The following is a 21,678-nucleotide window of genomic DNA, read 5'->3' on the forward strand; positions in this document are numbered from 1 at the left end:
CGAAGGACCTTCCGAAAGTTGGCGCCGCATTCAATCCCACGTTTTTGGGGGTGCCGCCAAGAACTCGAAGTGTCAGCCCTCCCAGGTGGACAGCAGTGCGCGAACCCGTGCGTACCTCTGGAGGAGTGCGGCACGGTGGGCGCTGAGCATCACCATGGAGCCGATGACGAAGAGGCCCAGGAGGAACAGCGATGCGGCGGCCACGCGGTGGTCCCTCATGCCGAAGCGCACGAGGTTCGCCGCGATGCACGTCACCAGGAACGCGGTGCCCAGGTACACGTAGGAGCGGATGCGCAGGGCGATGCCGAAGCCCACGCCCACCACGCAGAGGAACACGCACAGGAGCATCGCGCTGCCGTCGCTGAACATCAGCGGCTTCCACGCTCCCGCCACGTAGATGACGGTGACGGCCAGCGCGCGCAGCCGCGCGTAGGTGTCCTCGTCGATGGCGCCTCGGAACACGCGCAGCAACGCGAGCAGCGAGAGCCCCGCGGGGATGACGTAGAACTGCGGCTCGCCCTGGCCGGTGCCCTGCCATACGAGGTAGAGCGCCACGTTGAAGGCCACCACCGACGCGAGCGAGGCGACCCCTCGACGCGTCGGATGCGACGCCAGCGCGGCGAAGTGCGCGGCGTGTCCCACGAGCAGGGCCGCCACCTGGAGCGGCTCGCCCCAGGGCGCTGACAACAACCCCGCCAGCGGGAAGAGGTACGCGCCCCACAACGCGGGCCTGCGGAAGACGGCCAGGCTAGAGCCCTCGCGCTGCACGAAGAAGTAGAGGCCCGTGAAGAGGGCGCCCCCGACGAGGGCCGCGAGACTGTCCCCGGTGCTCGGGCTCGTCCCCATGCCCAGCAGGCGCACGGACAGGTAGCCCAGCGCGAGCACGGCCTGGGCGAGGAACGCCGCCGGCTCGTCCTTCTCCACGGCGGCGTGGCGCACCAGCGCGACGAACAGCACCGCCAGCGCGATGCAGGCCACCAGCGCTTCACGCAAGGCATCTCCCGTCGCGCCCAGGAACGACAACCCGAGGAGGACCTCGGTGAGCGCGACGACGGTGAAGCCCAGGCCCACGCCCCGCCGGAGCTTCGCGCCCGCCAGGAACAGCGCCAACGTGGCGAGCACGGCACTGGCCGCGCCGAAGTGCGGGAGGATGAACTCCGAGCCCCGCCCGGACGAGTACACCGCGCCCAGGTGCATCAGCGCGCCGTGCGCCGCCGCGAGTGAGGCCAGCCAGCCGACCACCTCGCGCTCGCGCCGACGCCACACCACCGTCCACGCGGAGGCCAGACCGAAGAGGAAGCACAGCGGCGTCGCCAGGTGCTCCAGGTCTCTCAGCGAGGCCAGCGACAGCAGGGCCAGCACCCAGCCGCCGTGGTGCAGGGCCGCGCCCACGCGCACCCCGCGCGAGTCGAGCACCATGCCCCCCACGCACAGCACCAGGCCCGCGCCACTGATGACGGCGGGGAGCCACAACACCGGCACCGCGGCGACCAGCGAGGCCGCGAGCAGCACGGTGGCCACGTTCGCCATCCACCGCTCACGAGCGACCATCAGCACCAGGGACGTGAGGACCGCGCCCGCCGCCACGTGCGGCGCCAGCGCTCCCGGCCCCGCATCCGCCAGTCGTCCCAGGAGCAGCAGCGCGAGCGCTCCGGCGCTCCCCACCCATAGCGGCTCGCTCCAGGTGCCTTCCAGACCGGGAGTCAGCTTCAACGCCACCGCGCTGAGCGCGCGTTGCACCGCTCCGGACTGGCAGAGGGCGGACAACAGGCCCGCGCCCAGCGCCACCGCGATGACGGCGAGCCCCGTCTCCGGCCTCCACTCCAGGAAGTCATACGCCTCGGTCCGTCCCGCCGTCGCCAGCGCGAGCACCCAGACGGCGGGCACCAGCAGCCACCGGCGCGACAGCAGGAACGCGGACGCCGCCACCACGGCCGCGAGCCCCGCCAGTCGCGGTGGCGACGGGTCATCCAGCACCGGCATCACCGCGATGGCCAGCGCGGTGATGACGGAGGCCCGACGCAGGTAGACATCCGGCGGGCTCCGGAAGAAGGCCCAGACAACGGAGGGCGCATGGTGCTCGGCCAGGGCCAGTGCGAGCAGCATGCTGGTGACGACGGGCCTCGCCTCCGGAATGACGAGCAGCAGGAGCGAAGCGCCGCACACCCGCATGAACGGACGCGGCCCGGGCATCAACGCCAGCGACGCCGTGAGGAGGTACACGGGCACCGGCCCCATCCAGGGCGCCATCATCACCATCGGGGTGAGGCAGGCGAGGGCCAACTGCATCCACAGCGACAGCGCGTCGCGCTCCTTCTCGTCGTTCGAGCGGAGCAGCAGGGAACTGAACGCGGGCACATGCGCGACGGCCCGTGCCACGGCGAGCGACACCAGCGGCAGCGCATACGCCCAGGTGGGCGGAGTGCCGCCCATCGCCAGGAAGCCGACGAAGGCATACGGCACCGCGAGGCTGGCGAAGACGGGCTGCCGGGTGGCGCGCGTCCACAGCAGCGGAAGCAGCATCGCGCCAGAGACCATCCACGCGGGATGCGCATCGTCCCAGCGCACCACCACGATGGCCAACACCAGGGCCGATGCCAGGGTGGCCACCCACGCGAATCGCTTTCCTCCCGCGCCGACGGCCAACACCGCCGGGATTTCCTCCGCCACGGCCAGGAGCCCCAGCACGGCGGACAACCCCAGCAACACCACGGGGCCTTCCGAGTACAGGCCCATCGTCGCATACAGCGCCGCCACCGCGACGCTGAGCCCGGCCGGCATCGCCCGCGCGGTGAGCAGGGCCACGAAGGCCGCGCCGAGCAGGAACATGCCGCCCTGTGAGCTTCTCGCTTCCACCACGGCGACCAGCGGGAAGATCCACGCCACCAGCCCGGCGACCGTGGTGCTCGCGCCGCGCCCCCATCGCGCCGCGCAGAGCGAGGCACCCAGTCCCCAGAGGAGGAACAACCCCAGGGACATCCCCGGCGTCATCATTCCATTCCAGGGCGCATAGAAGTTCGAGATGTCGGGCAGCAGCGCGAAGGCGGCGATGAACACCGCCAGCGGCCGGCTGAGGGGGAACGTGCGCGACACCACGGCGATGGCCGCCGCGGCCAGGAGCACCACCAGCCCCAGTCCACTCACCTGGCCGACGGCACCCGCCACGAAACCGAACAGCGCGTAGAAGACGGCGACGCCACCCAGCAGACGCAGCAGCCGTCCTCGCTCGGCCAGCACCGCCAGGGCGAGCGCGACGAAAACCAGCGAGAACGCCATCGCGGTGGACGAGACCTGGATGGCGAACTTCGGCACGAGGGCCGCCGCCAGGAGGGCGGCATAGGCCATGGCGTACTCACTCCGGAGCGCCCACGCGACGACGAGCGTGCTCACCGCGCACAGCACCGCGCCCGTCATGGCCACGAAGCCGAAGTTGCTCACGAGGCCCATGCAGAAGCCCGCGGTGCCGATGAGCCCCGCGATGGGCGCCAGCAACGAGCGCGTCCGCGCGGTGCACACCGTGCAGACCCCCGCGAGCGCGAGCGACAGCAGACCGGACACGACGGCAGCGGCCGGAACCGAGAGCACGTCGGCGGCCAGCACCGGCACCAGCAGCGACAGCAGCGCGCCCACGACGGTCAGGTAGAAGCGCTCCACCAGCAGACCCGTGACCAGGCACAGGAGGGACAGCCCGAGCACGCTCCAGAAGCCCGGGCGCGTGTCGGGCCCCGCCAGGCCGTAGACGGTGAAGACGACGCTGGCCACGGCGGTGGAGCGGAAGAGCACCTCCGCGAAGGCGATGTCCCGCGCATTGCCCGTGCGCTCACCGCGCCACAGGCGCGACACCGCGAGCACGACGCCGGCGAGGATGAACGGCATCGCCGTCAGGGCGCCGTACTGCAAGGGCAGCTTGCCCGCGTCGGGGTAGCCGAGCGCGGCCTTGAGCGCGGCGATCAGGCGCTTCACGGGGCCAGGGATGAGCTGCCCGCTGGTGGCATAGGCGAAGTAGGACGCCGCATAGGCGGGGTACACCCACGGCAGGCGACCGATGGCGCCGCGAGCCAGGGACACCAGGGTCCACGTGGTGACGGCGGCGGTGACGAACAAGGTCGGCGGCGGCGCGCCGATGGCGGCCACCAGACACATCACCTGGAGCGAGGCCACACCCAGGGCGAGCGGATCCGCCGCGCGCTCGGCGGGCAGCGAGCGGAAGCGCTGCATGGCGGCGAGGAGGAACGCGAGGAAGGGCGCATAGACGCGCACGTCCGGCGGCGTTCCGGCATCGACGAGCGCCACATGGAGGCGGACGGCGTAGACGAGGAGCAGGTAGAGGGGCGCGCCCAGGGCGAAGGTGAGCTCGGCGCCTTCGCGCGGCCTGGCCACGGGTCGCGCGGACAGGAGGAAGAAGAGGACGCACGGGAGGATGTTCAGCCACAGCGCGGTGCCGCCGAGCTTCGCGGCCAGCGGCGCCAGTCCCATCATCAGCGTGCTCGCGACGAGGGCCACCTGGACGAAGGGACGCGAAGGCGCATCGAACGCATCCGCCGGTTTGCGCACGAGGAAGGCCGCGCCCACGGCCCAGCCGAGGAGCAGCGGGATGAGCATCACCGTGTTGACGCCCCCGAGCAGCAGCGCGTCTCCGAACTCCATGGGCCCCAGCGCGATGCCGGCGATCGGCGCGGACGCGGAGCCGATGATTCCGAGGATGCGCCCCGGGTTGCGCAGCGCCTCGCGACGGGCGAGGTACGCGCCCCAGACGGAGAAGCCAGCGGAGTAGCCCACGGTCATGCCGAAGACGGTGAGCGAGCGGGTGACGGAAGACATTCCGGCCCAGCTCTCGAAGACGAAGTAGAGGGTACCCGAGAGGATGAGGAAGGCACCGACGAACCACATGATGCTCTCGTAGAGGAACGGCCTCCACACGCGATTCCACGTGGAGGTTTCCTCGACGAGTCGCGCCGTCGCACTCCGGGGCGGAGGCGCCTCGAACGAAGGCTGTGAGGGGTTCTCGGGCAGAGGGAGCTCTTCCGCCCCGGGCTCTCGCTGCGTTGGAGGCTTCACCCGATTCGGAGCACCGGGACGGGCCTGCTGCGCGGCCGAAGCCTGGTTGCGAGGCGCCGACGTCGCATCACGTCGCGAGGCACGAGCCGCCTCCACGGAAGCAGCCAGCAACCGCGCCGCTTCCTCACCCGAAACCACCGAGGCTCCCGAGGCCGCACGCGCGGCACTCGCGGCGGCTGCGGCCTCTCGCGCCGCGGCGTCCCTCGAAACCACCGAAGGAAGTCGAGCCGGGTCCCGCGGAGAGGCGACAGAGGACTCCACGGCATCCGAAGTCGCGCGGGGCGTCGCATCCGCACGCGCCAGTTCCTCATCCGAGAGCGCCGAGGCCGCGAGGTGCAACCCATCCGCCAGAGCCACGTCCTCGCCCGAAGCCGCCTGGCGCGTCGCATTCGCCTGCGCCACATCCGAAGCCGTGAGCCCTGTCACACCTGACTGCACCGCGTCCGCATCCGCGTGGCGCACCAGGCCCGTCCGCACCGCGTCATCACCCGAAGCCGCGAAGCCGGTCACACCTGACGGCACCACATCCGCATCCGAGTGGCGCACCACACCCGCCTGCACCACATCCGCACCCGAGTGGCGCATCACGCCCGGCCGTGCCGCGTCGTCACCCGGTGCAGCGAAGCCCGTCGCACCTGACTGCAGCGCGTCCGCACCCGTGTGGCGCACCACGCCCGCCCGTGCCGCGTCGTCACCTGATGCAGCGAAGCCCGTCGCACCTGAGTGCAGCGCGTCCGCATCCGAGTGGCGCACCACGCCCGCCCGCACCGCATCCTCGCCCGAAGCCGCGAAGCTCGTCACACCCGCCTGCGCAACATCCGCATCCGTGTGGCGCATCACGCCTGCGTGCGCCGCGTCATCGCCCGAAGTCGCGAAGCCCTTCACACCCGCATGCGCCACGTCCGCATCCGTGTGGCGCACCACGCCCGCCCGCACCGCGTCCTCGCCCGAAGCCGCGTGGCGCATCGCGCTCGCCCGCGCAGCCGCCTCGCCCGTGCCCGCCATCTCCGGCGAAGCCATCACGACCGTCCGCGCCTCGCCAGTGTCCGCGACGCCCTCCACCCGAGCGGCACGCGCCTCGGTCCCCGCGACAGGCGCGGGCGACTCAGCGAGCACGGATAGGAGGATTCGAGACTGCCGCTCGTAGCGTTCGGAGAGGAAGCGCCGGACGTTGGAGGGAACCTCGGAGGAATCCCAGCGAGTCAGCTCGGACAGGAGGAAGTGGACGTGAGCAAGCTCCGCTTCCAGCTCGGAACGGGGGCGCGAGGTCATCGCCGTACCGCACAAGGCGCACCGGCTGAATTGACCCAGGCGCTCCTGTCGGCAGTCAGGGCAGTACATGAGGTTCCCCCTCTACAACGGACATGCCACCCAGAATGCCTGGGTTCTCCCAGGGGAGGAAACCGGGGCCCCACTTCAGGGTGCGCCGGCTGTGTGCCACCTGTGCAGCCGGGTGCACAACAGGTGCGTGCACCCCGACGCACCCGTCAGCCCCCTGGGTCTCTCTGGCCCTTGGTCCGCATCCATGAAACCGTGTGCCCCGCATGAGTACTGACGAACTGCGACTGCGCCCCATTCAGCCCCAGGACGACAAGCACATCGCCTCCATCATCCGCGCGGTGATGCCGGAGTTCGGCGCGGATGGCCCCGGCTTCGCGCTGCATGACGCGGAGGTCGACACCATGTCCGCCGCCTACGCGCACCCCCGCCACGCCTACTTCGTGGTGGAGCGAGCGGGCCGCATCCTGGGAGGAGGTGGCATCGCGCCACTGGAAGGCGGCGACCCCAGCGTGTGCGAGCTGCGCAAGATGTACTTCCTGCCCGAGGCCCGGGGCTTGGGAGTGGGCGAGCGCATGGTGCGCCGCTGCCTCGACTTCGCGCGCGAGGCGTTCTTCCACCGCTGCTACCTGGAGACCCTCGCCTCGATGACCCAGGCCCAGAAGCTCTACCGGCGCCTGGGCTTCACTCCGCTGTGCGCGCCCCTGGGAAGAACCGGGCACTTCGGCTGCGACCACTGGTACGCGCTGGACCTGACGAAGCCGCCCGGCTGACGCGCTCCCCTGCCCTGCCACCGGGCAGGAGGCACCCGCGGACCCGCTCCCGTGAAGGTCCTCATCTTCCCTCGAAACCCAGGGAGGAGAGGGATGGCGACGACACCCCGGAATCGCCGCGCGACAAGCCGTCAGGCCCCGTCCCAGACCAGCACGCGAACCGTGCGAGCACGTCCGGACAACACAGGCGTGGTCACCGAACCCGAGCCGCGCGCCGACAAAGTTCCCTTCGACATCGACGACGTGCTGGCGCGAGTGCGCGAAGCGGTGCGCGGCTTCGCTGACGCGGCGATGTTCGCGCTCGCGGCACGCGGCCACGACAGCCTCTTCGAGCAGCTCGTCGCCTGCATCCTCTCCATCCGCACCCTCGATGAAGTGAGCCTGCCCGCCGCGCTCGCGTTGCTCCAGCGCGCCTCCACCCCCGAAGCGCTCGCGAGCATGCGCCCCGACGACCTCGACGCCCTCATCCGCCCCGTCACCTTCCACGAGGCCAAGGCACACCAGCTCCACGCCATCGCCGTGCGCACCCGGGACGAGTTCGGCGGAAAGCTGCCCTGTGACGCCCAGGTGCTCCAGTCCTTCAAGGGTGTGGGCCCCAAGTGCGCGCACCTGGCGCTCGGCATCGCATGCGGCCACGAAGCCATCAGCGTGGACATCCACGTGCACCGCGTGACGAACCGCTGGGGCTACGTGAAGGCCAACTCACCCGAGGCGACGATGGCGGCCCTGGAGACGCAGCTCCCGCGCAGGTACTGGGTGGAGCTCAATCGCCTGCTGGTGCCCTTCGGAAAACACGTGTGCACCGGCTCGCGGCCCCGGTGCTCCACCTGTCCGGTGCTCGAGTCCTGTCGTCAGGTCGGCGTGACGAACCCGCGCTGACCGTCAGCGGTCATGGCCCACGAGCTGCGTGGCCCTGCGAGCCAACCGTCGCCACGGGTTGGTGCGGCCCCCGTTCTCCAGCGAGATTTCCTTGGAGACACGCAGGTCCTTCGCCCAGCAGCGCTCCATCTTGCGCACGAACTCCGCGTCGTTGATGACGAGCGAGCCCTCGCCCAACTTGTTGAGCGACAGCGAGTCCATGTTGGTGGAGCCCACCACGGCGAGCCAGTCATCCACGAGCATCGTCTTCGCGTGCATCATCGACGGTTGGTACTCGTAGATGCGCGCGCCCGCGTCCAGCAGTCGCTCGTACGTGGAGCGCTGCGAGGCACGGATGACCTTCACGTCATGGATGGGTCCGGGACCCAGGATGCGAAGCTCCACGCCCTGTCGGCACTTCTCCTCCAACTGCTCCAGAATCTCGTTGGGCGGAGAGAAGTACGCGTTGGCGATCCACAGGCGCTCACGCGCGGCGGCGATGACCATGCGCACCATGCGCTCCGCATCCGTGATGCCCAGCTTGCCCGAGCTCTCCACGAAGCACGCCTCGGAGTCACCCACCAGCGCGGGCTCCGGGAAGGTGCTCGGAGGCAGCAGTCCGCCGCCCGACTCCTGCCAGTAACGCGAGAAGGAGAGCTGCATCTCGCGCGCGGCGGGGCCCTCGACACGGACGCTCGTGTCGCGCCACTCCTCGGGCGACTGACCGTTGCCCTCCCAGACCTTCCAGAAGCCGAAGCCACCCGTGTACGCGATGCGTCCGTCGATGATGACCAGCTTCTGGTGCGTGCGCCCCAACAGGCGCCCCATCACCTTGCCCGCGAGCAGCCGGTAGTAGTGAACCTCCACCCCAGCCTCGCTGAGCACCTTCTCCACCTTCTGGTCGAAGTCCTTGTCGCCGCTGAGCTCCTCGCTGCCCACCGGGTCCACCACCACGCGGCACGCGACACCCGCGCGGGAGCGCTCCACCAGCGCCTCGATGATGCGGTCCGACACGTCACACGGCCGCCAGATGTAGACGAGGATGTGGACACTCTCCCGCGCCGCGCGGATGTCCTCCAGCATCCGGTCGAACACCGCGCCGTTGTCGAGCAACTCCAGCCGGTGCCCCGGCATCAACGCGGCGCCGGTGGACTGATACAGGGAGAACGAGAAGCCCTGGGACCCGGGGGGCAGCACGAAGGGGCCATGCATCTCGTGCCTGCCGCGCTCCCTGGCGCCGTCAAAGCCGTGGGCGCCCGGCTGGGGCAGAATCTCCGTCTCCGTGAGGTCCTGGGGCTCGTCCATGACGTGGCAAGCTAGGGACACTCTCCGGCCCCGGCATGCAGGGCCCGCCCACCTGCCCGACAGCCGAGTGCTCTCTCCCATTGCCGCCCGGCGCCATGCTGTCCACACTGCGCCCGTTCCCTCGCCTGCTGGAGTGTCGACTTATGGTGGAAGAGATTCGTCCAACCGCGAAGGAGCTGCTGTCGCTGCCGCGCCTCGCGCCGCTGGTGCCCATGCTGTACGTGGCCTGGACGGACGGAGAGCTGACACCCGCGGAGATACGGATGCTCGGCAACGCGGCCCGCGCCCAGCCCTGGCTGGACCTGCGCTCCACCTCCGTGCTCGCGCGCTGGTTGGACCCGCTGCTGCCGCCCACCTCCAACGAGCTGGCGCTGGTGCGCGAGCACATCCGCGCCGCCGCCACGCGACTGGCCCTCAGTCCCCAGGACAGCCTCGCGGAGCTGGGCGCGAAGCTGGCCGAGCTGGTCTCCGGCACGAAGGAGCTGCCCCCGTCCGTCCCCGAACTGGTGCGCGCGCTGGCCTCCGTGGAGGCGGTGCTGGGTGTCTCCAGCCGGGACGCCGTGCGCGCCCTCGTCCCCTCCGCCGCGCACGAGCCACGCCGCGTCGGCCCCACGGAGCCCACGTCCTTCGCCCCGGAGGCACTGCGCGCGGTGCTGGACCGCAAGTACCCAGAGGTCCGCTCGAAGGTGCGCACGTGGCTGGAGGACCCGGCCTTCCGCCAGCAGCCCACGCAGGACACGGCGAAGCAGCGCGAGCAGGTCTTCGACTGGCTCAAGCAACTGGCGGACGAGGGACTGGGCCGCATCGCCTTCCCGGAAGGTGACGAGGCGGGCGCGGACCTGGGCGCCTTCATCGCCGCGTTCGAGACGCTGGCGTTCTTCGACATGAGCCTCGTGGTGAAGGCGGGTGTCCACTTCGGCCTGTTCGGCGCGAGCATCCTCTTCCTCGGCACGGAGCGGCACCACCGCGAGTACCTGCCGAAGGTCGCCACGCTGGAATTGCCCGGCTGCTTCGCCATGAGCGAGCTGGGCCACGGCTCCAACGTGCGCGACGTGGAGACGGTGGCGCGCTACGACGCGGAGGCCGGGAACTTCCTCGTCCACACGCCGTCGGACTCCGCGCGCAAGGAGTGGATTGGCAACGCCGCGGTCCACGGCCGCATCGCCACGGTGTTCGCGCAGTTGGAGGTGGGCGGCAAGGGCCTGGGCGTTCACGCCCTCCTGGTGCCCCTGCGCGATGAGCGCGGCAGGCTGCTTCCCGGAGTGCGCATCGAGGACTGCGGCCGGAAGATGGGGCTCAACGGCGTGGACAACGGCCGCATCTGGTTCGACCACGTGCGGGTGCCTCGGGAGAACCTGCTGGACCGCTTCGGCCAGGTGAGCGCCGACGGCGAGTACACCAGCTCCATCTCCAGCGACGGGCGTCGCTTCTTCACCATGCTGGGCACGCTCGTCGCGGGGCGGGTGAGCGTGGCGTGCGCGTCGCTGAGCGGGGCCAAGAGCGGGCTGACCATCGCCGTGCGCTACGCGGACTTGCGCCGGCAGTTCGGTCCTCCGGGCGCAACGGAAGTCCGGCTGCTCGACCACCAGACGCACCAGCTGCGCCTGCTGAGGCCGCTGGCGAAGACGTACGCGCTCGACTTCGCGCTGGAGTACCTGGTGGAGCGCTACGTGAAGCGCACGGAGGAGGATTCCATGGAGGTGGAGGCCCTGGCGGCGGGTCTCAAGGCGTATGCCTCGTGGAACGTGACGGCGGTGCTCCAGGAGGCGCGCGAGGCGTGCGGAGGCCAGGGTTATCTGGAAGCCAACCGGCTGCCAGGATTGAAGGCGGACACGGACATCTTCACGACGTTCGAGGGCGACAACACGGTGCTGATGCAACTGGTCGCCAAGAGCCTGCTGACGGACTACCGGCAGCGCTTCGAGGATGACCGCGTCTTCGCGGTGCTCAAGCTCATCGCCGACAGGGCGACGTCGGTGGCGGACCGAAACCCCATCGCGACGCGGCGCACCGGCAGCGAGCACCTGCGCGACGGCGACTTCCAGCTCCGGCTCCTGCGCTACCGCGAGGAGGACCTGCTGGCCTCGGTGGCGAAGCGGCTGCGCAAGCGGATGTCCGCGGGCGTGGAGGCGTTCAGCGCCTTCAACCAGGTCCAGGCACACCTGGTCGCGCTGGCGCACGCGCACATCGAGCGGGTGGTGCTGGAGCAGTTCCTCCACGGCGTGGCGGCGGTGAAGGACGAGGGGCTCAAGGTCGTCCTGGGACGGCTGTGCGACCTCTATGGCCTGTCGTGCCTGGAGTCGTCGAGCGGCTGGTTCCAGGAGAACGGGCTCATGGAGGGCAACAAGGCCCTGGCCATCCGCAAGGAGGTCGTGAAGCTCTGCACGGAGCTGCGTCCGGACGCGGTGGCGCTGGTGGATGCCTTCGGCATTCCGGACAGCTGCCTCGCCTCGCCCATCGGCCTGGGGCACCTGTCGCCCTGACGTGCGGTGAACACTCGGGGACCTCGGGGGGCTGACGGCCTGGGCGGCGCTGCGCAGCTTCCCAGGCCATGAAAAGCCCCGCGACGACGATGTGGCTCTGCGTGCTCGGAATGCTGTCCGCGTGTGCGTCCGTGTCTCCGGTGGAGCGCGCCGCCGCGCTGGAGGAGCAGAACCGCCAGCAGGCGCGACGGCTCACCGAGGAGCTCTACAACCTGCGCAAGCTGGACCGCGTCGCGGAGCTGTTCTCCGAGGACTACGTGGACCACTCCACGGGAGCGCCCACGGACGTGGTGGGCCCGGCCGCCGTGCGCCAGCAGGCCGAGGCAACGTTCCAGGCCTTCCCGGACCTGCGCTTCGACGTCCTCCACGTGGTGGCGGACGGAGACATGGTGCTGGTGCACTGGAAGGCCGAGGGCACGGACGTGAAGCACCCGGACGACACGGGCAAGCCCCGTCCCCTCGCGCTGAACGGCCACTCGCTCTACCGGATGCGCGACGGCAAGGTGGTGGAGTCCTGGGACATCTCCGACCGCCTCGCCCCGCTCCTGCAACGCGGCTACAGAATCGTTCCGCCCCAGCAGTGACGTGGCGTCACTGCAGGACGGCGGGCGCCTGGAAGACCTCGCCGTCGCGGCCCTCCACGCGCAGGCTGGCGCCGTCGGCGGGGCTCACCTTCAGCTCCACGCGAGGCTGACCCCGGCGGTCCACCAGCATCAGCCCCGGCGAGCCGTGCTCATCCGCGCCCAGAATCGCGCGAGGCCGCCCGTCCGCGTCCGCCAGCTCCAGCCGCGAGGAGCCGTCCACCTGGAGCCCCACCGCGAACAGGTCCACGCCACCGGGCTTGGACAGCGTCAGGCGCGGCGCTTCATCCGAGTACACGGTGAGTTCGGCCAGGGACTCGCCGCCGGCCGTGGAGAAGCGCAGCCGGGGCGAGCCATCCACCGCCACGCCCAGCAAGGCGCGCGGACGTCCCGCGCCGTCATGGAGCACCAGCCCCGCAGCACCCGAGTCATCCAGCCCCAGCGAGGCCCGGCGCTGGCCCTGGGCATCGTTGAGCACCAGGCGCGAGGCCACCAGCTCTCCCCCCAGCGTCGGCGCGGGCTTCAACGCCGCGGTGCCCAGCCCCACCCCCGCCAGCGCGAGCGCCGAGAAGGTGAGTCCCTGCAACCGCCGACAGCGGCGCTCCAGTCGCTCCAGCCGCGCATCCACCGAGTCCATGTCGAGCCTCTTTCTGACCGGACCCTGCACGCCCGGAGTCGGGCAGGTTAGCGGAAGAGGGACGGGCGCGCGCCCCACACCCAGAGACAAGGACCATCATCCACCCGCCGAGCCCAGGACAGCCGTTGCCCGGGCCCGAAGGGAAGCCACGTCAGATGTCGACGTCGCTCGAGTCGGCGGTGTTGTAGTCCCGCACGTCGCGCCGGATGGAACGACCCCGGCCGAAGAGGAAGCCCAGCTTGAACTGGACAAAGCCTCCCTCGAAGCCCGCGCCCAGCTCCGAGCTGGAATCCGTGGTGTTGAACTCACCGACGATGGGGACGGAGATGCCCACCTCGGGCATCAGGCGGAAACCCTCGGTGACGCGCAGCGCGTAGCCCACCGAGGCCCCCACGCTCAGGAGATTTACCGCCGCGTTTTCGGTGGAGCTGCCCGCGGCGATTCGCGTCGCGGACACGCGAGGCCCCAGCACCAGCTCCGAGCCACCCGCCGTCTTGAAGCCCACCAGCAGGGGCACCGCCACGTTGACGTAGCTGCCAATGGCGTCGTCGACGTTCCCCAGGAAGACGCCCATCACCGAGGGCGCCAGGGAGATGGCCAGGTTCGGGTCATCGGGGGTGGTGAGCAGGAACTTCGACTGGAGTTCGGCCAGCGACGAGCCGAAGCGCACGCCCAGGTCCAAGCGCTCCGTCACGCCGAAGCGCGCCGCGAGGTCGATGTGTGGATAGTAGACGCCAGCCGCCCCGCTCTCACCAATGACGGCGGCGCCCCCGACGCCCGGCTCGATGGCGAACTGGAACTTGCCCGCGCCCAGCGTGTCGGCTGTCTGGACATGACTCACCGAAACACAGCCGGTCCCCCCCAAGCCCCCGCACAGCGCGGCGACGACCACGGCACGACGCATCATCTGGATCCGCCCCACGTCCAAACGCCCCCTCATTGGAACGTTGCGAGGGCTCCCGACGTTGAGGGGTTCTGAACATTCACCGGGAATATCCAGACACCTTTTTGCCAGAACCTGTCGCCCCCGGGGCTGACAGCGGGGTGTCGGCAACGCGAGAATGAGGCGATGAGACAGCTCGACCAGGAGCGGTTGCTGGGAGCCTACCGGGCGACGCGGTATGTCATTCGCCCCCATGGTTCCACGGAAGGCGTGGAGCAGGTGCTGCGAGTTGGAAGGCTGCACCCCGCCCTCGACGCCGCCCTGGCGGCACGGGGGCATCGGGAGTGGGCCTTCCTGACAGCCTGGAATCCGGGTTCGCGCCCTCGGGGCAAGGACGAGAACCAGCGCGCGCAGGAGCGGCTGACCTCCCAGCTCATCGCGGGCGGCTGGGTGGTGGCGCCCGCCATCGGTGAGGCGGAGGACGGGAGCTGGTCCGAGCAGAGCCTCTTCGTGCCGGGCCTGCCCCGCGCGGAGGCGGAGCGCTTCGGCCGCGCCCACGGACAGGTCGCCGTCCTCGTGGGCCGCACCGGGGGGCCCGCGGAGTTGCTGCTGTGCGGCGGCGAGGCGCCGCCACCCGCTCCTTGAAGCAGGGCGATGAGTCGCAACCCCGTGTCGAGACGAAGTCGAGGCGCGAGCTTCACCGTGCCGCCATGAAGGGCGCGCCATCCTCCACGAACCTGAGTAGGCTCCCCCTCCCCGTTCGTTGGAGTTCCGTCGATGCCTCAAGCCACACCGCGCTCGTCACTTCCGGGAGCGCGCCCCAGCGTCTTCCTGCTCGCCGGAGCGTTTGTCACCGGCATGTTCCTCTTCGCCCATGGCGGCTGCGGAGGTGACGAGTGCCAGGACGCCGCCGACTGCCGTGAAGACAACGGCACACCGGCCGAGGGAAAGGAGTGGGTCTGCGACGACAAGCGCTGCGAGCAGCACCCCGTCCTGCAGCCGCCTCCGGACGCGGGGACACCCGACGCGGGGACATCCGACGCGGGGACATCCGACGCGGGGACGTCCGATGCGGGGACGTCCGACGCGGGGACGCCCGACGCGGGGAAGCTCGACGCGGGTCCCACCACGGTGAGCGTGCAGGTGCTCGCGTTCAATGACTTCCACGGGCAGCTCGAGGAGCCCGCGAGCCAGATTCTGGCGGGCGTGGCCCCCGACGGTGGGCCGGTGCGGGTGAACGCGGGCGGCGTGACGTACTTCGCCCGGCACATCGCGGCCCTGCGGGCCACCAATCCGAACACGGTGGTGGTGGCGGCGGGAGACCTCATCGGCGCCTCGCCGCTGGTGTCGGCGCTCTTCCACGACGAGCCCACCATCGAGGCGATGAACCTGATTGGCCTGGACCTGGTCGCGGTGGGCAACCACGAGTTCGACGAGGGCAGCACGGAGCTGTTGCGCATGCAGTCGGGCGGCTGCCACCCGGTGGATGGCTGCCTGGACGGGGATGGCTTCCCGGGCGCGAAGTTCAAGTACCTGGCGGCCAACGTGGCCACGGGCGTGGACCGCACGCTGTTCCCCCGCTACGACGTGCGCGAGTTCGAGGGCGTGAAGGTGGCCTTCATCGGCATGACGTTGGAGAACACGCCGGAAGCCGTCATCCCCACGGGCGTGGCGGGGCTCACCTTCAAGGACGAAGTGCAGACGGTGAACGCGCTGGTGCCGGAGCTGCGGCAGCAGGGCATCGAAGCCATCATCGTGGTGGTGCACCAGGGCGGCAATCCGGCCCCGGGCTCGCTGGTGAACGAATGCAAGGGCGCGGGTGCGGACGGCCTCATCTCAGGTGCCATCGTGGGCATCGCCAAGGGCCTCAACGACGCGGTGGATGTCATCGTCAGCGGCCACACGCATCAGGCCTACAACTGCGTCATCGATGGCAAGGTCGTCACGAGCGCCTCGTCGATGGGGCGGCTCGTCACGGACATCGACCTGACGTTGAGCAAGGCGACGGGCGACGTCGTGGGGGCGCGAGCGAACAACGTCATCGTCACTCGCGACGTGCAGGAGGTCGGCGCGGTGAAGGAGCTGGTGACGAAGTACCAGGGGCTCGTCGAGCAGCGGGCCAACCGGGTCATCGGCTGGGTGGCGCAGACGCTCAGGTCACAGACGGACTCCGCGGGCCAGTCCACCCTGGGCTTCGTCGTCGCGGACTCTCAGTTGGAGGCGACGAAGCCCGCGAACCTGGGTGGGGCGCAGGTGGCCTTCATGAACTCGGGCGGCCTGCGCGCGGACATCGGCCAGGGAGAGGTCACCTACGGCGAGGCCTTCACCACGCAGCCGTTCGGCAACAGCCTGGTCACCCTGACGCTGACGGGCGCGCAAATCGAGCAACTGCTGGAGGGGCAGTGGCAGCCGTCGGGAGCCACCATCATGCTGCTTCCGTCGGCGGGCTTCACCTATGCGTTCAGCGCGTCGGCGCCCATCGGAAACCGCGTCGACCCGGCGTCCATCCGGATCAACGGCGTGCCAGTGAGCCTGACGGCGGAGTACCGCGTCACCGCGAACAACTACCTCGCGAGTGGGGGTGATGGCGTCGAGGTGCTCCCCGAGGGGACGAACCGGCTGGGTGGCGCCGTGGACAGCGACGCGATGGAGGCCTACCTGAAGGCGCACAGCAGCGCGGCGAGCCCCTTGCCCGCCCCGGCGTTGAATCGCATCACCGCGCTGCCGTAGCGGCCGGCTCCGGCCGCGTCAGGGGACGGGTCCTCGCCCCTGACCGCCGGAGGGCACGTCCTCTCCCCGTCCGGGGACGTTGTCGGGGGTGGTGGTGGAACCCGGGAGGATTTCAATCTCCTGGGCGCGCGTCACCCGGCGGGCAATCTCGTCGAACTCCAGCTCCACGCCCCGGCCGGGCTTGTCCTTCAAGCCGAAGCGGATGCGCCAGAGGTTGGGGCGGATCTCCACGGCCTCGCCGGCCTGGGCCAGGACGAAGCTGTTGTTGCGGGCGTATTCCTCACCGGCCTGGATGACGTCGCGCTCGCCCAGCTCCGCCTGCACGGAGGCCGAGGAGGGGGGAACGGGCGGGCGACCGGTGGGCCCCACGCAGCCCACTCCAAGCAGGATGGCGGCGGGCAGCAGGAGTCGACGGAGGGTGCGCGAGCAGGGCCAGGACATGTGTCCAAGTTTGGGCATCGGCCAGGACACTCGCAGCCAAGGGAGCGGGCACGGCGGCGCGCGGGTTTCGCGCCTGCTCGGTGCACCAGCGGAGGACCTGCGCGCGGCGGGGGGCGGAATCAACGGGCGGGCTCGAAGCACCCACCCGGCCCCCGCTCCGCCATGAGAGCGGGGGCGGTGCGACGCTACTTCGCGGACGGGGACGGAGAGATGATGCGCTGCTTCTCCACGACTTCGTCGATGAGGCCGTACTGCCGGGCATCCTCGGCGCTCATGAAGTAGTCGCGCTCGGTGTCCTTCTCGATGCGCTCGACGGTGTGGCCCGTGTGCTTGACGATGAGGCCGTTGATGTAGCTGCGCAGGCGGAGGATTTCCTTGGCCTGGATGTCGATGTCCGTGGCCTGGCCCTGAGCGCCGCCGAGCGGCTGGTGAATCATGATGCGGCTGTTGGGCAGGGCGTAGCGCTTGCCCTTGGCACCGGCCAGCAGCAGGAGGGCGCCCATGGAGGCGGCCTGTCCCACGCAGATGGTGGACACCGGACACTTCACGTACTGCATGGTGTCATAGATGGCGAGGCCGGCCGTGACGGAGCCACCGGGCGAGTTGATGTAGAGGTTGATGCCCTTGTCGGGGTCCTCGGACTCGAGGAAGAGCAGCTGGGCGACGATGATGTTGGCCACGTCGTCGTTGACGGGCGTGCCCAGCATGATGATGCGGTCCTTGAGGAGCCGGCTGTACAGGTCATACGCCCGCTCGCCGCGGTGCGTGGTCTCAATGACGAAAGGGACGTTCATGGCTTTCCTACCCTAATCGTCCTGTCGCCCTCGCGCCCGCTCGTTCTTCCCGCAGCGTGAGCTGGCCCACGGTTGGGACGGGGATGGCCCCCCGGATGCCCCTCGGTGGGGCGTCCAGGCGGGGTGTAGGACACGGGCGGCCTACAGGCCGGTCATCTTCTCCGGGCGGACCCATTGGTCGAACTGCTCGGAGGTGAGCAGGCCCAGCGCCACGGCGACCTCCTTGAGCGTCTTGCCTTCCTTGTGGGCCTGCTTGGCGATTTTCGCGGCGTTGTCGTAGCCGATGTGCGGGTTGAGGGCGGTGACGAGCATGAGGCTGCGCTCCAGGTTCTCCTGGATGCGGGCGCGGTTGGGTTCGATGCCGACGGCGCAGTTGAGCCGGAAGCTGCGCATGCCGTCCGCGAGCAGCCGGCAGCTCTGCAGGACGTTGTGGATGATGAGGGGCTTGAAGACGTTGAGCTCGAAGTTGCCGGAGGCGCCGCCGATGGAGACGGCGACGTCGTTGCCCATGACCTGGGCGCAGAGCATGGTGAGGGCTTCGCTCTGGGTGGGGTTCACCTTGCCCGGCATGATGGAGCTGCCCGGCTCGTTCTCCGGGATGGTGATTTCGCCCAGGCCGGAGCGGGGGCCCGAGGACAGCCAGCGGATGTCGTTGGCGACCTTGAAGAGGACGGCGGCCAGGCCCTTGAGGGCGCCGTGGGCCTGGACGAGCGCGTCGTTGGCGGCCAGCGCCTCGAACTTGTTGGGGGCGGTGACGAAGCCGAGGCCGGTGAGGCGGGCAATCTCCTTCGCGACGCGCTCGGCATAACCCTTGGGAGCGTTGAGGCCCGTGCCGACGGCGGTGCCACCCAGCGCGAGCTCATGCAGGTGCGGCAGCGTCCGCTCCAGGTGCGAGCGCGCGAGGTCCAGCTGGGCGACGTAGCCGCTCAGCTCCTGGCCCAGGGTGAGGGGCGTGGCGTCCTGGAGGTGGGTGCGGCCAATCTTCACGACGTCCATGAAGGCGCGGGACTTGTCGGCGAGGACATCGCGCAGGGCCTTCAGTTCGGGGAGGACGTACTCGACGATGGAGGTGGCGGCGGCCACGCTCATGGCGGTGGGGAAGACGTCGTTGGAGCTCTGGCCCTTGTTGACGTCGTCGTTGGCGTGGACCTTGCGGCCCTCGCCGCGCTCTCCGCCGAGCAGCTCCGAGGCGCGGTTGGCGAGCACCTCGTTGGTGTTCATGTTCGTCTGGGTGCCGCTGCCGGTCTGCCAGACGGACAAGGGGAACTCGGCGTCGTGTTTGCCGTCGAGGACTTCATCGGCGGCGCGGACGATGGCATCGCCCTTCTCGCGAGCCAGGCCGCCGTTCTCCACGTTGACGAGGGCCGCGGCCTTCTTGACGAGGACGAGCGCGCGGATGAGGCCGGGGGGCATGCGCTCGGTGGAGATGGCGAAGTTCTGGAGGCTGCGCTGGGTCTGCGCGCCCCAGAGGCGGTCGGCGGGGACTTCGATGGGGCCGAAGGTGTCCTTCTCGATGCGAACGTTCTGGGTGCTCACGCGCGGGGCTCCTGGCGAAAAGTGTCCGTGAGCCCACGAATAACAGGCTGGAGCCGTTGGCACCCGGAAGGTGTGTGGACCGTCGCTCCGTGAGCAATCCGGGTGTCAGCCGTGAGCCCGTCGGCTGTCGTCGGGGGCCTGCTCGCGCTCGTGGGGTCCGTAGTCGCGAAGGACCGTGGCGACGCGCAGGCGGTAGTCGGCGAAGACGGACTCCCGGCCCCGGGCCTGGGCGGCGCGGTGGGCCTCGAGCTGTCGCCATTGCTGGACGGCGGCCTCGTCCCGCCAGAACGAGAGGGAGAGCAGCCGGTCTGGCGAGGACAGACTCTGGAAGCGCTCGATGGAGATGAAGCCGTCGATGCGAGCCAGCAGCGGCCGGAGCTGGTCGGCCAGGTCCAGGTACTCACGCTGTCCGTCAGCGCTGAGCCGGGCCTCGAAGATGACGGCAATCATGGTTGAGCCTCCGGGAGGACAGCAGCGGCGAACACGGGGATGCGAGAGTTGAGCGAGGGCATCCACGCAGCCCCGAGGACGGCCGCCCGAAGCGCGCGAAGGTCCGAAGAGAGCAGCGTCAGGAGGGCGCCATGAGCCATGGACTTCGCGAGCCCATCACCAGGGCAGGCATGAGCGCCCGCGCCGAAAGCAAGCGCCCGGGGATGTGTCCGGTGGAGGTCGAACCGCTGCGGTTCCGGATGAAGGGCGGGGTCACGGTTGGCGGCGGCGAGGACGACGAGCACGGCATCCCCGGAGGCCATGGCCTGTCCGGCGACAACGGCGTCATCGGCCAGGAACCGTCGGGTGTTCTGGACGGGGGATTCGAACCGGAGCACCTCGTCGAGAAACGAAGGAAGCAGCGACACGTCGTCCCGCACCTCCATGAGCAGCGAGGAGTCCGTGAACAGGGCGCGAAGGGCCTGCCCCAGCAACCCCGCCGTGGCGTCATGCGTCTGCAAGAGCAGACCGATGGCATTGGCGACCACCACCTCCGAGGAGTCCTGGGGCCCCAGCGAGGCCGTCTCATGGGCCAGCACAGCCAGGGGGCCGCCGGACGAGCCCGGTGCGAGCTGGGCCTCCAGCGCGGAGCGAAACACCGAGAGCAGAGACCGCGCGGCCAAGGTCGCGGGCCCCAGGGTGTCCGGGTGGGCGCCGGGAACGATGCAGCGCACGAAGTCCCGCGTCCAGGAGGCGACCTGGGGGAGCGACTCGGAGGAAAGCCCCAGCAGCTCACCGAGCACGTACACCGGGAGCAGAAAGGTCAGCGTGTGACTCGGAGCCGAAAGCGAAAGCTGTCGGGTCCAGCGCCCGGAGACCTCGATGACCCGAGGCGGCGCCCACGTGCGCAGCAGCGCGACGAGGGCGCGCCGTGCGAAGGCGTGAGAGGAGCCGTCGTTCATGCGAGCAAGGCGTCGGAACACCTCGCCGGGAGCCGACCCGAGCAGGGCGCGAGGAACCGGTTCGGAGACAGGACGGACGCGACAGGAGGGGTGGGTGAGCACCGCCTGAACGGCCTCGGAGCTGGAGGCGATCCACAGGCGAAGGGAGTCATCCCAGTACAGGGGTCGTCGGGAGACGAGGTCCGCGTAGAAGGGGTACGGGTCCGGGTGGGTCGCGGCGGCGATGGGGTCCAGAGGGGGTGACATCCGGAGTCCTCGAACCGCCGTGCATTCCGGGATGGAGTGCGAAGCGGTGAGGAGCTTCTACGGGTCCCCGAGGACGAACGTTTCGGTGCGGACCGAAATGAGCCGAAGGGTGTGCACCAGCGCCATGTGCCGCAAGGGAGCGGGACGGCCGGCGTGGGGGGCCCCGTCCGCTGACGGGGGGACCCGCGCCGAGCCGAGGGGCCCGCGAGCCGTGTCTACCGTGGCCGCGGGCCCGTGAATCCGCGCCCTCAAACCCGGCGCTCGACCCGAGAAGCTTCCGACTGCCCGAGTCCCGACAGCCACTCCATCGTGCGCTGCAGCGGGGCCTGCCCCACCGGAGACGAAGGAGTGAAGCCCCAGAGGAGCAGATAGACGAGGGGCAGCGTGCCGCCGGAGAACAGGGTGGCGATGACGAGCGCCACGCGGACCAGCGCCACGTCGATGCCCAGCTCGCGAGCCAGCATCGCGCACACGCCCGTCAGCGCCCGTCCTTCCACACCCCGGTGAAGCCGCTCCCCTCGCGTCCCGCAGCGAGGGCACTTCGCCGCTTCCGCCCTCATCTCCTCCGCGCATCCCGAGCACCGCTTCATCGCGTCCATGACCTGTCTCCCCAGAGGGGCAACCCCCTTGGCGTCAAGCACCCTCATCCCTACCTACGCACCCTGGCGTCGCTGATTGCATCCC

At 70.1% G+C, this 21,678-nt stretch carries 16 protein-coding genes; 6 read left to right on the plus strand and 10 right to left on the minus strand.

What is annotated here, in order from left to right:
* Positions 1 to 72: 72 nt before the first annotated feature.
* Positions 73 to 6,399: a hypothetical protein gene (locus HR086_RS06350; protein ID WP_174465128.1), complete on the minus strand. Its 6,327-nt coding sequence runs from the start codon at positions 6,397 to 6,399 to the stop codon at positions 73 to 75.
* Positions 6,400 to 6,602: 203 nt separating this feature from the next.
* Here HR086_RS06350 and HR086_RS06355 point away from each other — a divergent pair, with 203 nt between their 5' ends.
* Together HR086_RS06355 and nth are read left to right on the plus strand one after the other, a co-directional pair.
* Positions 6,603 to 7,109, plus strand: coding sequence for a GNAT family N-acetyltransferase (locus tag HR086_RS06355; RefSeq protein WP_141642960.1), 507 nt, complete (start codon positions 6,603 to 6,605; stop codon positions 7,107 to 7,109).
* A gap of 189 nt (positions 7,110 to 7,298) precedes the next feature.
* A complete protein-coding gene (gene nth / locus HR086_RS06360; protein WP_373564262.1) occupies positions 7,299 to 7,988 on the plus strand; it encodes an endonuclease III in 690 nt (229 codons plus the stop codon).
* A gap of 3 nt (positions 7,989 to 7,991) precedes the next feature.
* Here nth and HR086_RS06365 read toward each other — a convergent pair whose 3' ends face one another.
* Positions 7,992 to 9,272 (minus strand): phosphatidylserine/phosphatidylglycerophosphate/cardiolipin synthase family protein, encoded by a 1,281-nt coding sequence (locus HR086_RS06365; RefSeq protein ID WP_174465130.1) that lies wholly within the window; start codon positions 9,270 to 9,272, stop codon positions 7,992 to 7,994.
* Between the two features lie 143 nt (positions 9,273 to 9,415).
* On the opposite strand from HR086_RS06365, the gene HR086_RS06370 reads away from it, so the two are divergent.
* Together HR086_RS06370 and HR086_RS06375 are read left to right on the plus strand one after the other, a co-directional pair.
* Positions 9,416 to 11,755, plus strand: coding sequence for an acyl-CoA dehydrogenase (locus HR086_RS06370; protein WP_174465131.1), 2,340 nt, complete (start codon positions 9,416 to 9,418; stop codon positions 11,753 to 11,755).
* Positions 11,756 to 11,823: 68 nt separating this feature from the next.
* On the plus strand, positions 11,824 to 12,339 hold the full coding sequence (locus HR086_RS06375; RefSeq protein WP_174465132.1) for an ester cyclase: 516 nt from the start codon (positions 11,824 to 11,826) through the stop codon (positions 12,337 to 12,339).
* A gap of 7 nt (positions 12,340 to 12,346) precedes the next feature.
* On the opposite strand, the gene HR086_RS06380 is transcribed toward HR086_RS06375, so the two are convergent.
* Positions 12,347 to 12,973, minus strand: a complete 627-nt coding sequence (locus HR086_RS06380; RefSeq protein WP_174457890.1) for a hypothetical protein — start codon at positions 12,971 to 12,973, stop codon at positions 12,347 to 12,349.
* A 151-nt stretch (positions 12,974 to 13,124) separates the two neighbouring features.
* Entirely contained in the window at positions 13,125 to 13,880 is a 756-nt protein-coding gene (locus HR086_RS06385) for a hypothetical protein (protein ID WP_174465133.1), read from the minus strand.
* 162 nt (positions 13,881 to 14,042) lie between these two features.
* Between HR086_RS06385 and HR086_RS06390 the strand changes: the two genes are divergently transcribed.
* Both HR086_RS06390 and HR086_RS06395 read left to right on the plus strand, forming a co-directional pair.
* Positions 14,043 to 14,501 carry a DUF3293 domain-containing protein gene (locus tag HR086_RS06390; protein ID WP_141642953.1) on the plus strand — a complete coding sequence of 153 codons (459 nt, stop codon included), beginning with the start codon at positions 14,043 to 14,045 and terminating at the stop codon, positions 14,499 to 14,501.
* Between the two features lie 132 nt (positions 14,502 to 14,633).
* The gene (locus HR086_RS06395) at positions 14,634 to 16,586 is read left to right on the plus strand and encodes a bifunctional UDP-sugar hydrolase/5'-nucleotidase (protein ID WP_174465134.1); all 1,953 of its coding nucleotides are present in this window, start codon (positions 14,634 to 14,636) and stop codon (positions 16,584 to 16,586) included.
* 18 nt (positions 16,587 to 16,604) lie between these two features.
* Here HR086_RS06395 and HR086_RS06400 read toward each other — a convergent pair whose 3' ends face one another.
* From HR086_RS06400 to HR086_RS06425, 6 genes are all read right to left on the minus strand, one after another.
* The gene (locus HR086_RS06400; RefSeq protein WP_174465135.1) at positions 16,605 to 17,027 is read right to left on the minus strand and encodes a hypothetical protein; all 423 of its coding nucleotides are present in this window, start codon (positions 17,025 to 17,027) and stop codon (positions 16,605 to 16,607) included.
* Between the two features lie 185 nt (positions 17,028 to 17,212).
* Positions 17,213 to 17,821 (minus strand): ATP-dependent Clp endopeptidase proteolytic subunit ClpP, encoded by a 609-nt coding sequence (gene clpP, locus HR086_RS06405; RefSeq protein ID WP_141642951.1) that lies wholly within the window; start codon positions 17,819 to 17,821, stop codon positions 17,213 to 17,215.
* Positions 17,822 to 17,962: 141 nt separating this feature from the next.
* The gene (gene fumC / locus HR086_RS06410) at positions 17,963 to 19,357 is read right to left on the minus strand and encodes a class II fumarate hydratase (protein WP_174457886.1); all 1,395 of its coding nucleotides are present in this window, start codon (positions 19,355 to 19,357) and stop codon (positions 17,963 to 17,965) included.
* A 105-nt stretch (positions 19,358 to 19,462) separates the two neighbouring features.
* Complete coding sequence (locus tag HR086_RS49385; RefSeq protein WP_141642949.1) at positions 19,463 to 19,807, minus strand: antibiotic biosynthesis monooxygenase; 345 nt, start codon at positions 19,805 to 19,807, stop codon at positions 19,463 to 19,465.
* Positions 19,804 to 20,994, minus strand: a complete 1,191-nt coding sequence (locus HR086_RS06420) for a cytochrome P450 (RefSeq protein WP_174465136.1) — start codon at positions 20,992 to 20,994, stop codon at positions 19,804 to 19,806. The genes HR086_RS49385 and HR086_RS06420 overlap by 4 nt, the downstream gene beginning before the upstream one ends.
* Before the next feature lie 248 nt (positions 20,995 to 21,242).
* On the minus strand, positions 21,243 to 21,593 hold the full coding sequence (locus HR086_RS06425) for a PspC domain-containing protein (RefSeq protein ID WP_246137195.1): 351 nt from the start codon (positions 21,591 to 21,593) through the stop codon (positions 21,243 to 21,245).
* Between the last annotated feature and the right edge of the window lie 85 nt (positions 21,594 to 21,678).

The organism is Myxococcus sp. CA039A, assembly GCF_013336645.1.
Lineage (GTDB): Bacteria > Myxococcota > Myxococcia > Myxococcales > Myxococcaceae > Myxococcus > Myxococcus llanfairpwllgwyngyllgogerychwyrndrobwllllantysiliogogogochensis.

Bases quoted from the DNA above. Each gene is read 5' to 3' on its own strand.
- clpP (WP_141642951.1), bottom strand. From the start codon at position 17,821: ATGAACGTCCCTTTCGTCATTGAGACCACGCACCGCGGCGAGCGGGCG.
- HR086_RS06385 (WP_174465133.1), bottom strand. From the start codon at position 13,880: ATGATGCGTCGTGCCGTGGTCGTCGCCGCGCTGTGCGGGGGCTTGGGG.
- HR086_RS06390 (WP_141642953.1), top strand. From the start codon at position 14,043: ATGAGACAGCTCGACCAGGAGCGGTTGCTGGGAGCCTACCGGGCGACG.
- HR086_RS06395 (WP_174465134.1), top strand. From the start codon at position 14,634: ATGCCTCAAGCCACACCGCGCTCGTCACTTCCGGGAGCGCGCCCCAGC.
- HR086_RS06365 (WP_174465130.1), bottom strand. From the start codon at position 9,272: ATGGACGAGCCCCAGGACCTCACGGAGACGGAGATTCTGCCCCAGCCG.
- HR086_RS06380 (WP_174457890.1), bottom strand. From the start codon at position 12,973: ATGGACTCGGTGGATGCGCGGCTGGAGCGACTGGAGCGCCGCTGTCGG.
- HR086_RS06400 (WP_174465135.1), bottom strand. From the start codon at position 17,027: ATGTCCTGGCCCTGCTCGCGCACCCTCCGTCGACTCCTGCTGCCCGCC.
- HR086_RS49385 (WP_141642949.1), bottom strand. From the start codon at position 19,807: ATGATTGCCGTCATCTTCGAGGCCCGGCTCAGCGCTGACGGACAGCGT.
- HR086_RS06375 (WP_174465132.1), top strand. From the start codon at position 11,824: ATGAAAAGCCCCGCGACGACGATGTGGCTCTGCGTGCTCGGAATGCTG.
- HR086_RS06420 (WP_174465136.1), bottom strand. From the start codon at position 20,994: ATGTCACCCCCTCTGGACCCCATCGCCGCCGCGACCCACCCGGACCCG.
- HR086_RS06425 (WP_246137195.1), bottom strand. From the start codon at position 21,593: ATGGACGCGATGAAGCGGTGCTCGGGATGCGCGGAGGAGATGAGGGCG.
- HR086_RS06350 (WP_174465128.1), bottom strand. From the start codon at position 6,399: ATGTACTGCCCTGACTGCCGACAGGAGCGCCTGGGTCAATTCAGCCGG.
- HR086_RS06370 (WP_174465131.1), top strand. From the start codon at position 9,416: ATGGTGGAAGAGATTCGTCCAACCGCGAAGGAGCTGCTGTCGCTGCCG.
- HR086_RS06355 (WP_141642960.1), top strand. From the start codon at position 6,603: ATGAGTACTGACGAACTGCGACTGCGCCCCATTCAGCCCCAGGACGAC.